Source organism: Paenibacillus sp. S29 (assembly GCF_049319765.1).
In the GTDB taxonomy this organism is placed as follows: domain Bacteria; phylum Bacillota; class Bacilli; order Paenibacillales; family Paenibacillaceae; genus Paenibacillus; species Paenibacillus polymyxa_B.
In genome coordinates this window covers 194,087-206,806 of record NZ_JBMOUI010000005.1, presented here as the reverse complement: position 1 = coordinate 206,806, position 12,720 = coordinate 194,087, and the positions used below count along the sequence as shown (strand labels likewise).

General features: G+C 47.1%; 10 protein-coding genes. 2 read left to right on the top strand and 8 right to left on the bottom strand.

The features are described 5' to 3' along the window. Window positions 1–1,311, top strand: a complete 1,311-nt coding sequence (locus ACL9RM_RS10770; RefSeq protein ID WP_250268880.1) for an amidohydrolase family protein — start codon at window positions 1–3, stop codon at window positions 1,309–1,311. Window positions 1,312–1,547: 236 nt separating this feature from the next. Here the strand turns inward: ACL9RM_RS10770 and ACL9RM_RS10765 are convergent, their stop codons facing one another. The 8 genes from ACL9RM_RS10765 to moaA form a co-directional block, all read right to left on the bottom strand. Beyond that, on the bottom strand, window positions 1,548–3,083 hold the full coding sequence (locus ACL9RM_RS10765) for a choice-of-anchor Q domain-containing protein (RefSeq protein ID WP_414126313.1): 1,536 nt from the start codon (window positions 3,081–3,083) through the stop codon (window positions 1,548–1,550). Window positions 3,084–3,330: 247 nt separating this feature from the next. Beyond that, window positions 3,331–3,996, bottom strand: coding sequence for a molybdate ABC transporter permease subunit (modB, locus tag ACL9RM_RS10760; protein ID WP_250268882.1), 666 nt, complete (start codon window positions 3,994–3,996; stop codon window positions 3,331–3,333). A gap of 27 nt (window positions 3,997–4,023) precedes the next feature. Then, on the bottom strand, window positions 4,024–4,845 hold the full coding sequence (gene modA, locus ACL9RM_RS10755) for a molybdate ABC transporter substrate-binding protein (RefSeq protein WP_250268883.1): 822 nt from the start codon (window positions 4,843–4,845) through the stop codon (window positions 4,024–4,026). Window positions 4,846–4,947: 102 nt separating this feature from the next. Beyond that, window positions 4,948–6,027, bottom strand: coding sequence for a thiazole biosynthesis adenylyltransferase ThiF (locus ACL9RM_RS10750; protein WP_323873173.1), 1,080 nt, complete (start codon window positions 6,025–6,027; stop codon window positions 4,948–4,950). 63 nt (window positions 6,028–6,090) lie between these two features. Beyond that, window positions 6,091–6,822, bottom strand: a complete 732-nt coding sequence (locus tag ACL9RM_RS10745; protein ID WP_323873174.1) for a molybdenum cofactor biosynthesis protein — start codon at window positions 6,820–6,822, stop codon at window positions 6,091–6,093. Window positions 6,823–6,877: 55 nt separating this feature from the next. Beyond that, window positions 6,878–7,126, bottom strand: coding sequence for a MoaD/ThiS family protein (locus ACL9RM_RS10740; protein WP_061829719.1), 249 nt, complete (start codon window positions 7,124–7,126; stop codon window positions 6,878–6,880). 132 nt (window positions 7,127–7,258) lie between these two features. Then, complete coding sequence (gene fdhD / locus ACL9RM_RS10735; RefSeq protein ID WP_250268884.1) at window positions 7,259–8,071, bottom strand: formate dehydrogenase accessory sulfurtransferase FdhD; 813 nt, start codon at window positions 8,069–8,071, stop codon at window positions 7,259–7,261. Between the two features lie 40 nt (window positions 8,072–8,111). Then, window positions 8,112–9,125, bottom strand: coding sequence for a GTP 3',8-cyclase MoaA (gene moaA, locus ACL9RM_RS10730; RefSeq protein WP_250268885.1), 1,014 nt, complete (start codon window positions 9,123–9,125; stop codon window positions 8,112–8,114). Between the two features lie 640 nt (window positions 9,126–9,765). Here moaA and fdhF point away from each other — a divergent pair. Beyond that, a complete protein-coding gene (gene fdhF / locus ACL9RM_RS10725; protein WP_250266343.1) occupies window positions 9,766–12,708 on the top strand; it encodes a formate dehydrogenase subunit alpha in 2,943 nt (980 codons plus the stop codon). Window positions 12,709–12,720 lie beyond the last annotated feature (12 nt).

The following is a 12,720-nucleotide window of genomic DNA, read 5'->3' as shown; positions in this document are numbered from 1 at the left end:
ATGAAGAATGTAACTCAAAGCTCTACGGTAGAAAAAGTTACAGCGATTACGAATGTACGTATTTTCGATGGAGAAAAAGTTATTGAGCCCAGAAATGTTGTCATCCAGGGGGAAACCATTATTTCGGTAGGCGGAGACCTTCCGACGCATGCAACGATCATCGATGGGGAAAATGCGACATTATTGCCTGGCCTGATTGATGCGCATGTCCACACTTCAATCGGTGGGTTACGAGATGCTTTAAAATTCGGCGTCACGACAGAACTCGAAATGAACGGCAGTTTTACAGAAAGAGGGCGCAAGATCCAGTTGAAAAACGTGAATGACGTCGCCGAAGTCCGTTCCGCCGGCACAGCGATCACTGCTCCAGGTGGTCATCCGGATGAATTAGTGCAGGATGAGGATGAAATTCCTGAGTTCGTATTAAAGGAATTGGAGAAGTTACCCAAGGAAGACCGGGAAGCTATGCTAGCCGCCTACGCTCACGATCACGAAAAAGTGCCCCAAGTGACGACAGTGGAAGAAGCGATCAAACATGTGCATACCCAAGTGGAGAGTGGCGCCGACTTTATTAAAATCATGATTGAAGAAGGGACGGTCTTGGGTGCCCCTGGACTGCCTATTTTAAGCGACGAGATTTTAAAAGCAGCCGTGGCAGAAGCCCATAAGCTCGATAAAATAGTCATAGCTCACGTCTTGACGGCTCACTCTTCGCAAACCGCTATCGATATGGGAGTCGACGGATTGGGTCACTTATTTCTCGACAGGCCCGAATACACATCTGAGTTGGTGAAATCCATAGCGGATTCAGACGCATTTGTTATACCGTGCTTGGTATTGAACTCATCCATTCTGGGGAATCCGGCATCAGAATTGGCGAATGATCCACGTGTTTATTCCAAATTAAGTCCGGAATGGATCGATATTTTGAACTCAAGCTTCCATACTTTCCCGCAAGGCAATTTGGAGAATAGCTTTAAAAATGTGATGGATCTTCACCGTGCCGGTGTGAATATTCTGGTCGGGACGGATGTCGCCCCCGTTCCTGTTCCCAATCTTGGCGGCCTCGCTCATGGAGCCAGCGTTCATCATGAAATGCAATTACTGGTTGAGGCCGGATTTACTCCCATAGAAGCGCTTCAGTCGGCTACCGCGAAACCGGCCCGTTGCTTTGGGCTTAACGATCGCGGCTGTATTGCCGAAGGTGCGCTTGCTGACCTTATACTAGTAAACGGTGATCCGACAACCAACATCTCGGATACCTTGTCGATCAAATCCGTATGGTTAAAAGGTGTGCAACAACTATGTTAATCGGAGCCTATCGAACAGGAACAACTTTCTAATCTCATTTGTATGACTTCCATTTTTACTTTCCGGGGATAGCTTAATCTTGTTGCCAACGCAAAAACACCTTCAAGGTTATCTCCATAACTTACGACATGGAGTTTCACTTTGAAGGTGTTTTAATTGCAAGGAACATTGTAAAACCGTACAAACAGTGGCCCCAAATACTTTCGCCATGCACTGTTTATCATAAAATATAGGACTTACTCGTAGGCACCGATGTTCACAGCGGCTCCCTGTACTCTTGGCTTCCCGTCGATATCCAGTGTTCCAATGATGGCACGGTCCGTGTTCCCGGCATCGATCGCAGGTGACGAAGACTGCAAATGGAAGTCGCTGTTCGCGGCATTCACGAATTTAGGATCGGCAAATAGAGAATGCGTATCGTTGCCGGTCCCGGATTTGTACGCGGAGAAACCTGTATATTCTTTATTTTTCCAGATCCAGTTGGCTTCCGAGCTGCCGCTCGGAGCAAAATATAAATTATAATCCACAACATTGCCGGAATTTTTGGTGTATCCATTGGAGATCAGCATATCCGTGGAGCTGGCCACGAAAATATTGTTTTTGATCACGTTGTTTCGCGTATCATATTGAACCAAAAGCTGACCGCTTCCGTCGTCAAACGTATCGTTCTTGTATAGTGTATTGTTCACGATCTTGCAGTTTACCGTGGAGCCACGCTCCTCATTGTAACCGCCCATGGCAATGCCGGTCAGTCGGTTGTTATATATCACGTAGCTACGGACCGTAATATTACTGGTTGCTTTACCGGCGTGCTCGGAGGCAATTTCGACGCCGATATCGTTGTTGTAGCTGTAGTTCTGCTCAATAATGCTGTCCTTGCCTCCATCTACATAAATGCCGCCTGCCGAGTTGTCATCGCTCTTGTAAGATGGGTTATTTTGAACTGAATTATTATACACCCGATTGCCCTTCACCAACCCGTTCCGTGCCTGATCGTAAGCGGTATTCGGCGCAGTTCCCTCAAAGCCGATCAAATCAATCCCGATGTTGTCATTATCGTGAATGAGGTTGTTGGTTGCCACAAAGCCATCCACGTTGCCGTTCAAAACGAGCGATTCGCTGGAGCCTAGCACGAGATTGTACAGCTCATTGCCGCTGATCGTAAGGTCGTGAATCGAAGCCGGAGCTTTCGTGCCGTAAACAGCGATACCGTGAGCGTCCCGACCCAGCCGATCTTTGCCGGTCGGGGTGACCGTGTTTTTGATGTCATGGATTTTGTTGTTGGACAGATTAATGAAGCCGCCCGAACCGTGGACATAAATACCTACAGGCACCACGTTCTTGGAAGCAGTGGTAAAATTGCGGATTTCAAACCCCTGAACAGTAACGTAATTGACATCGGCCAGTTCGATCAGCCCTTCGTTCCCGCTAACCGAAAGTCCGCTGCCATCAATAATGGCGGTCTCTGTCCCATAGTTGGTGAACACAATGGGACCCTGCGAAGCGGAGCCAGAGCGGGTAATCTTTAATTTCTGCTTGTACACGCCGCCTCGGACGTAAACCGTGCTGCCCGCAGGAGCCACGTCGGCCGCGTGCTGCAACGTCTTCCACGGCGCATCGTTCGTTCCGGCGTTAGAGTCGCTGCCGCTCGTGGCCACATAATATTCTGTACCGGCCGCGGAAGCGGCGGGAGGTTGCACATTTCCGGCCACCAGACCAAGCCCAAAAACCATGGCTAAACCTACCAGAAACATTTGCCCGAATTTCATCATGTTCCTCATCCCCCTTTGTTTTTTTGTAAATTGTACCATAATTCCACTAAATCTGTTCTATGGCATCGGCCATTAGTGCAACCTGATGCTCGATACCAAGGACCGGGAGGTCACCGTAATCGCTGTCGAAAGAACCAAGAAACCCTGCGTTTTAGTAATCGCAGGGTTTCTTGGTGATCTAAGCTGCTCTATAACGTTGCCGCAGCCGCCCTATCGGCAGACTGCGCATGTTCTTACTCCAAACGGACTAATCCTTTACCAGTCGATTAGAAAGCATCAACATGATAAAAGAGAATAAAATGATGACAGCTACCCAGCTCCAAGAGAGTGTCATATTTCCGACCTCGGACGCGGTGTAAATCGCGGTAGGCAGGGTTTGGGTCTGTTCAGGAATATTACCTGCAAGCATCAACGTAGCGCCAAATTCCCCTAACCCTCGGGCAAATCCGAGAATGTATCCTGAAATGAGCGGTCGATAGGCAAGGGGCATCGTAATGTGGCGAAACACTTGCCATTCGTTGGCACCTTGCGCACGTGCAGCCTGCTCTAGCTCCGGGTCTACAGCTTCAAACCCTGCTTTAATCGTACGGTAAGCCAGTGGAAAAGCAACAACTACGGCCGCCACCACTGCAGCTCCCCACGTAAATACAATCGTCTGCTCGAATAGGCTTTCGAAGGCAGTGCCAATCCAGCTTTTCCTTCCCAGCAAGATGAGCAAAATAAAACCGACAACAGTGGGAGGCAAAACGAGCGGAAGAAGTAGGACGGTCTCGATCACGCTGGTTCCCCTCCGCGGCGTGCAGTTCGCCATCATTCGCGCTACCACAGTAGCTAATAAAAAGACGATGATGCTGGCGACGACAGCGACTTTAACAGATACGATAACCGGAGGAAGAAAAGCTGACCAATCCAACGGGACCCCCTCCTTTATCTGTGAATTCTATTTTTCCGTCATTTCTGTGGGGGCTGAAAATCCATCTTTACTGAACACACTCATAGCTTCATCTGTCCGTAGAAAATCAAGAAACTCGCCTGCTTCCTGGCTATGTTTGGTTGCTTTTACAATGCCTTCAGGATACAGGATGGGTGCATGCAATTCCTCGGGCACTTCCAGTGCTATGACCGTTTTATCGGATGATTTGGCATCCGTTAGATAGACGAGTCCTGCATCGGCGTTGCCTGTTTCAACATAATTTAATACCTGTCTTACGTCCTTGGCGAATACCATCTTAGGTTCCAGCTTGTCCCATAGTCCAGCCTTCGTTAACGATTCTTTGGAATACTGTCCAGCGGGAACGGTAGTAGGCTCCCCAACAGCCACTTTCAGGAAAGAAGGACCCATCAGGTCATTGAGCGTAATGCTTTTGTTATCTGTGCTTTTCGCCTTATCTTGCGGAACAACCACAACCAGTTTATTTTGAAGTAGAACGTTATCCTTTTCCACTAATGAAGCATCCGTTAATGCCTTCATTTGCTTCATGCCCGCCGAAATAAATACGTCAGCGGGTGCGCCTTGCTCAATTTGTTTTTGTAATGTACCAGATGAAGCGTAGTTAAAGGTAAGTTTGATATCTGGGTGCTGTTTCTCATACTGGCCTTTGAGTGTATTCAGACTATCTTGAAGACTTGCAGCGGCAGATACGACTAGTTCTGTCTTGGGTGCGGACTGTGCCGATTGTACAGCAGCCGGAGACGAGCAGCCCGCCAGAACCCATGCCAACAATCCAACGAACGTGAATATGTACCCAAATTTCTTTTTCAACTTGTTTTTCCCCTATCCTATAAATTCCAAAATGAGATGACGAAATGTGATAGCGAAAATAAGGAAACATTGTACATCTCATAACCGGTCGAATCTATTGGGTCAACCCAAATATTTGTGATAAATCGATCTCGCCTCGGCGATGTCCTTCGTGCCATGAATTAAAACGCGTCCATCCTGAAAAAGAACAATTCGATGCGTTCCGATAACAACGGATACCAGGTATGGATTATGCTCCACCTTGCCCCCCTGACGGGATAACAAACGTGCCGCTTCATTCAGATCACGTACAGTACCCGGGGCAGGGCGGATTTGAACCGTATCTCGTCCGCACAAGACAGCCGTTTTAGCCTGATGCTCCGATTGTAAAAAAGGATACACTGGGTGCTCACCACACGTTGGGCAATCGGCTTTCTTCATGGCGCTGATTTGAATCGCCTGATGCTGATTGTTCCACAAGTCGAAAGAAATCAGCTTATTTTGCAAAGCCGAATCGTCCCCGGTGAGCAGCTTCAATGCTTCGGCGCTTTGATAAGCGGCCACCATCTGTACAGCCGGGCTAATCACACCGACCGTATCACAGGTCGCACCGCCAAGCGGTACGGTCCCGAGCAGGCAATGCAGGCACGGTGTCTGCCCTGGCACGATGGTAAAGGTTGTCCCGTAGCTGCCTACACACGCTCCATAAATCCAGGGAATTCGGTGCTTGACCGCATAATCGTTCATAAGCAGACGTGTATCGAAATTATCGGTGGCATCTACGATAAGATCCACCCCTGCTGCGATATCGTCGATTTCCTCCAGCGAGACGTCCCGGACTAGCGCACGAATGTCCACGTCCGAATTGATTTGCTGCAATCGCTTCTGCGCGGCCACTGCCTTGGGGATCTGATCACGGGCATCCGCTTCGTCATAGAGCTGTTGACGCTGCAAATTGCTCCAATCTACATAATCACGGTCTACCAACGTCAGCCGTCCGATGCCCGCTCGCACCAGCATGTCAGCATTGGCAGTGCCCAGTGCGCCGGCCCCCACCATCAGCACGTGCTTACTACGGATATTTTGCTGGCCTGTCGGTCCAATTTTCGAGAATAATTCCTGTCTAGAATAACGGGCATGAGACTTATGCGCATGTGCTTGTGCATCAACTTCTTTTTTCTGATTTTTGTCCATTTCTGACATCGTTGATTTACGCCCCCATACTTATCCATTGATAGCTACAAGTTGATCAGACAAGCTAAAAGTTCAAATGTCCTCGCCCTTATTCGAAAGCTTTGGAGTATTTTGAGGGTTCCAGCCACCCAGCTGATGCCCCTTCCATTCTGAGCCGTCCTCCCACACTTCCTTTTTCCAAATCGGTACGATTTGCTTTAACCGTTCAATGGCATGGCGGCTGGCTTCGTAGCAAGTATCGCGGTGTGCAGCAGAGACAGCAATCACCACACTCGTCTCTCCAATTCTTACCGTACCAAGCCGATGTGTAATCGCAGTACGTGTAGAAGGCCAACGCTCTGCAATTTCGTCACCAATCTGCTTCATCGTGTTCATGGCCATCGGGACATACGCCTCATATTCAAGCAGCACCGTTCGCTGACCTTGCGTAAATTCCCGAGTCGTACCATTGAAGGTCAGCGAGGCGCCATGAGAAGGGTCGAGCACCTTTGAGGTTACTTCATCGGCATCAATCAGGTCGTACGTAATGGCAAATAAGCCACATTTTGAAACGACCGTCTCCATCCCGGGTGCTGACTGATGAAGAGCAATTGTATCTGATGGAAGCACAAGTTCATCTGGAGAAGCCAACTTTTTATGATGGGTAAAAAAAGAACCTGGCAGTTGTGAAGTTACTTCCGGGTACAGCTCATTCAGCCTTTTTCGAATGTCTGCAATGGTCACCGCTTCCTGTGAAAGTTCTACCGTGATCACATCACCAAGTTGCTCCGCCATACCTGCGAATAGCTGAATACGGTATTGCATATGATCTGCCCCCTTGCACCTATTCTATCGAATTCATTTATTCTATTAATAGAATTTACCCTCCTGAAACCGGAGGAATAATCGCAATCTCATCATGGATACTTACGAGGTCCTCAGGAGCGGCGTAGGCTTGATTTCTGGCAACAAAAGAACCCTGCAACTGGGCTGCTGCTTCAGGGAAACACTCGGATAGCAAGTCTTTTAACGCGGCAACGCTCATCGTTTCTTGATCAGTAGGCACCGTGATTATAGGCCCTCCCATCTGTTCCGCAAGTCCGGCAAATACTTGAATATGATAGTTCATTTAACATCCCCTCCTTTTCAGTACAGTGACTGTCCACCACATATGTACCAAGAAAAACCAACATGAATGAATACCCCGAAAGGTTTTTTCCATGCTGGTTAACTATGACGGTGTACAATGAGGATTTGTATATTATATTTTAGATTCAACCAGTTCATCAATCCGCTCGGTATGCGTATATACATTCAGAGAATGACTGCGTATAAAGCCGACGGTTGTAATTCCCAGATCCTCAGCCAACTCAAGAGCAAGCTCTGTGGGAGCTGACTTGGACAACACAACTTCACAGCCAATCTTTGCAACCTTCAACAAAATTTCAGACGAAATGCGCCCGCTGAAAACTATGATTTTGTCTTGTAATACAATATCATGTTTTAGGCAATGCCCATAGATTTTATCCAGCGCATTGTGTCGGCCGATATCTATTCTGGACAGGATCATCCCGTCTTTATCGCACAACGCTGCATTATGAACACCACCGGTCTCTTGGAACGTAAGTGCCGAGCTTTGCATTAAATCCATCAAGCGGAAACAATCGTCAAAAGACAGCGTAACATGGGTATCATTCATTCTTTTTGCCACTTTGGCATCATTCATAAAATAAAAGCCCTGTCTGCTTTTTCCACAGCAGGAGGTAATGTACCGTTTGGAATGAAAGTTTTGATAAAACTCATTCATTCGACGGGTTTTAATATGAACAAAACCTTCTTTTTCCTGAACCCAAATATCTTCAATATCATCGTACCGTTGAATGACGCCTTCAGAGGCCAAAAAACCTACTGCCATATCCTCCACATACTCTGGTGTACAAACCATGGTAGCAAATTCCTGCTGATTGATTTTGATGGTCACCGGATGCTCCGTCACCACAGTGTCTTCAAAACGCTTGATCTGACCGTCACGATAACGTAGAATCTCACGTTTTACCTCAGCTGGCTTTTCCATGTGCTCCACTCCCTTGTTTCTGACAGGCGGGCTCTTCGGCTCACCCGCCGATGTGTGACATTTCAATTTTAGACGTTGCTTGCTGTGTATGATTCAGTCGTTCCTCTGAATAGCGGTCGGTACGTTCTCTCCAAACACGCTCAATGTAAGCTCTAATCTCGTCATCGGACTGTTCGGAACGCAGCATCGCGCGAAGCTTGTACCCTTGAGAGGCAAACAGGCACGTGTACAAGGAGCCTTCAGCAGAAATTCTCGCTCGTGTACATGTGGAGCAGAAGGCGTCCGTAACAGACGAAATAATACCGATTTCCCCGTCTCTGTCCTGATACCTGTAGCGCGTCGCCACCTCACCTTTGTACTGGGGTGGAACAGGCTCTAACGGCATATGCTCATGAATGGCTTCGATGATCTGCTGCTTGGAAACGACCTGATCCAATTTCCAGCCATTGGTGTTGCCTACATCCATAAACTCAACAAAACGTAAAATATGCTTTTTCTTTTGGAAATAGTCAGCCATAGGAACAATATCCTGATCGTTAAAGCCCTTTTGCACGACCATATTTATTTTCACCTGCATCCCTGCTTGAGCGGCAGCCTCAATACCATCCAGCACCGCCTTTACACTGCTTCTGCCCCCGTTCATTTGGCGGAACCGATCATCATCGAGCGAATCCAGACTAACCGTCACTCTTTTCAGTCCCGCCTCTCGCAGTGCTACAGCATATTTAGGCAAAAATACGCCGTTTGTCGTCATTGCAATATCTTCAACGCCATCGAGTTGAGTTAACGAATGAATAAGCAAGGACAAATTTTTCCTCAGCAACGGCTCACCACCAGTAATACGCAACTTCGTAACACCCAGCGAGACAAAAATACGGGAAAGGCGCGTAATTTCCTCAAAGGTCAATATTTTTTCTTTTGGCAAAAACGGATAGTCCTGGCCAAATATTTCTTCCGGCATACAATATCGGCACCGAAAATTACATCGGTCTATGACGGATATTCTTAAGTCCCGTAACGGACGATTCCATTGATCGTCGCTCCGGTTCGCCATCCTGTTCACCTCAATCCGTCTTCATTAATAAGACTCTTTACACTCTAAATTGGAACGGCATTTCCATTCATTTTATACTGAACCAAAAAACCGGCATCACAACAACTTCTTCGCTTATGAATATCGAAGAATCTGCTAAATGCCGGTTAATTTATCTACATCAGGATTTTACGAATCCCACTTCATGTGATATAGAAAAATCAAACTAACAAGCGCTGCGACAAATAAAATATACGCGGTTCCCACGCACACTCCATTTACGATTGCTCTGAAATAGATTACATTCCTATTGTTAGCAATCCTGGAACGTTTGTCAATGATTTTTCGATTTCTCAAACGATAATCATTATCAATTAAAAAATTAATAATGTACCGTTGAACTATCTTAAATTTTACGTTATAGTTACACGAGATGACATGCAGAAAATGACATATCTAAGTTATTCAGAAGTTATTGATATACAGACGGTGCGTACTGTTTGTTATTAATACATATTCAAATGGCGGATTGGCCTCCAGGACCTAGAGCTTGGTCACTACTCCACCATAAACACAAGTGCTGGAACACGAGCACTTGTGTTTATGGTGGAGTTTTTTTATTCCTAATTTTTAAATTTAAAATCTGAAAGGAGCCTGAACCGTGACTGATAGTACGATCAAAATTACATTAAACGGACAGGAACTGAAAACGAAGAACAGCGCAACGATTCTTGAAGTGATTAACGAAAACAACATCGCCCATCCCCAGCTGTGTTACGTTCCCGAAGTCGATCCGATCCGCACCTGTGACACATGTATCGTGGAAGTGGACGGAAAACTTATGCGTTCCTGCTCAACACTGGCTTCGGATGGAATGAATATTCATTTACACTCGGATCGCGCGAAAGCAGCTCAAACCGAGGCTATGGACCGATTGCTAGAAAATCATCTCCTCTACTGCACAGTGTGCGATAACAACAACGGTAATTGTACTTTGCATAATACAGCAGAGCTTATGGAGATTGAACATCAAAAATATCCGTATCAACCGAAAGTTGACCCGACAGAAGTAGATATGTCTCATCCCTTCTATCGATATGACCCCAATCAATGTATTGCATGCGGCCAATGCGTAGAGGTATGCCAAAACCTTCAGGTCAATGAAACGCTGTCCCTCGACTGGGAAGCGGAACGCCCTCGCGTCATATGGGATGACAGGGTTGCGATTAACGATTCCTCCTGCGTTAGCTGCGGTCAGTGTGTAACCGTCTGCCCATGCAATGCCTTGATGGAGAAATCTATGCTGGGAGAAGCAGGCTTCATGAGTGGCATGAACAAGGATTTATTAAATCCGATGGTGGATTTAATAAAGGAAGTGGAGCCGGGCTATAGTGGGATTTTTGCTATTTCCGAAGTCGAAGCAGCAATGCGTGAAACCCGTACGAAAAAAACGAAAACCGTCTGTACGTTTTGCGGTGTAGGTTGCAGCTTTGAGGTTTGGACCAAAGGCCGCAAAATTTTGAAGGTACAACCTACCTCTGAGGGACCTGTTAACGGTATCTCAACATGCGTAAAAGGGAAATTTGGCTGGGATTTTGTGAACAGCGATCAGCGTTTGACCTCCCCTTTAATTCGTCAAGGTGACGAATTTGTGGAAGCTACCTGGGAAGAAGCTTTGAGCCTGATGGCCAGCAAAATGGGAGCTATTCAAGAAACTTACGGCGGTGAGGCACTCGGCTTTATTTCTTCGTCCAAATTTACCAATGAAGAAAACTATTTGATGCAGAAGTTGGCTCGTCAGGTCTTCCAAACGAATAACGTCGATAATTGCTCACGGTATTGCCAATCTCCTGCGTCATGGGGGCTGCAATACACCGGAGGCATCGGTGGGGACAGCGGTACGATTAAAGACATTGCCAAAGCAGGATTGGTCATGCTGGTCGGTTGCGCGCCGGGAGAAGGACATCCAGTGCTGGCTACTCGTATCAAACGTGCGCATAAGCTGCACGGTCAAAAGTTGATCTCGGTCGACCTGCGCAAGCATGAAATGGCAGAACGCGCAGATCTGTTCATTCGTCCGAAGCAAGGTACTGATTATGTATGGTTATCCGCTGTAGCCAAATACATCATTGAGCAAAACTGGCATGATGCAAAATTCATTGAAGAGCATGTAAACTTCTATCCTGAATATTTGAAGTTGCTAGATCGTTTCACCCTGGAATTTGCCGAACAGGAAACTGGTATTTCCAAAAAGACACTGATTCAGGTAGCGACTATGATTCACGAAGCCGACGGCACTGCCATTTGCTGGGGCATGGGTGTGACGCAAAACATCGCAGGCTCTTACACTTCGATTGCAATTGCCAACCTACTGCTGGTGACTGGAAACTTTATGCGTCCGGGTGCAGGCGCATATCCGCTTCGCGGACATAACAATGTTCAGGGTGCTGCCGATATGGGTACGATGCCGGATATTTTCCCGGGCTATCAGCCCGTGACGAACGATGTCGTTCGTGCCAAGTTCGAAGCGGCCTACGGCGTACAAATTCCAGGTCAACGCGGACTAGACAACATTCAGATGCTGGAAGCCATTGAAACAGGTAAGCTCAAAGCGATGTATATCGCTGGAGAAGAGATGGCATGGGTGGATGCCGACTCCAACCATACCCAAGAAATGCTGGCGAATTTGGATTTCCTTGTCGTACAGGATGTATTTCTGAGCAAAACAGCTGAATTCGCCGATGTCATTTTGCCAGCCGTACCTTCACTCGAAAAAGACGGAACCTTTACGAACACCGAACGTCGTGTCCAGCGTTTATATGAAGCACTCCGCCCTATGGGAGACAGTAAACCGGATTGGTGGATTTTCAGCCAATTTGCCAAGCACATGGGATTTGATTGGGATTACAGCCATCCAAGTGAAATTTTTGAGGAAATGGCGTCGCTCACTCCATTTTTCTCCCAATGTAATTATGACGTATTGGAAGGCTGGAACAGCTTCCACTGGGGATCGCCGGATGGTAGCAATACACCGCTACTGCACACCAACGGCTTTAACTTTCCGGATAAAAAAGCGCGTTTGGGACTTTTCGAATATGTGCCACCGAAAGAGTACCCCGTTGAATTCGATCTGACCTTAAATAATGGTCGACTGCTCGAACAGTTTCATGAAGGAAATATGACGACCAAATCAGCGGGTATTCAGCTGAAACTTCCAAAAGTATTTGTAGAAGTGTCCCCTGAATTGGCTGAAGAGCGCGGAATCCATAATGGTTCGCTGGTTCGATTGGAATCCCCTTATGGTGCGGTCAAGCTACGCGTTCTGGTTACAGACCGGGTGCAGGGAACTGAAATTTATGTGCCGATGCACTCTACCAGCCATGATGGTGCGGTCAATCTGTTAACTGGTGGAGCGTTCGATGTGGTCACCCGTACACCGGCCTATAAACAAGCCAAAGTACGGATGCAAATTTTGGAGGTAGACGGGCAAAATCCACTACCACGTATCAATCCGCGTTACAAAAAGCGTCATCCGCAAAATGGGGTTGAAGTGGACCGTAAGTGGAATCGTCCCGGTTACGTCGATTTAGTGGATCAAAAATAAGGAGGTCAAGCC

Excerpts from the sequence above, each read along its gene's own strand:
- ACL9RM_RS10765 (WP_414126313.1), bottom strand. The coding sequence starts at position 3,083 with ATGATGAAATTCGGGCAAATGTTTCTGGTAGGTTTAGCCATGGTTTTT.
- ACL9RM_RS10745 (WP_323873174.1), bottom strand. The coding sequence starts at position 6,822 with ATGCAATACCGTATTCAGCTATTCGCAGGTATGGCGGAGCAACTTGGT.
- ACL9RM_RS10750 (WP_323873173.1), bottom strand. The coding sequence starts at position 6,027 with ATGTCAGAAATGGACAAAAATCAGAAAAAAGAAGTTGATGCACAAGCA.
- moaA (WP_250268885.1), bottom strand. The coding sequence starts at position 9,125 with ATGGCGAACCGGAGCGACGATCAATGGAATCGTCCGTTACGGGACTTA.
- ACL9RM_RS10740 (WP_061829719.1), bottom strand. The coding sequence starts at position 7,126 with ATGAACTATCATATTCAAGTATTTGCCGGACTTGCGGAACAGATGGGA.
- ACL9RM_RS10770 (WP_250268880.1), top strand. The coding sequence starts at position 1 with ATGAAGAATGTAACTCAAAGCTCTACGGTAGAAAAAGTTACAGCGATT.
- fdhD (WP_250268884.1), bottom strand. The coding sequence starts at position 8,071 with ATGGAAAAGCCAGCTGAGGTAAAACGTGAGATTCTACGTTATCGTGAC.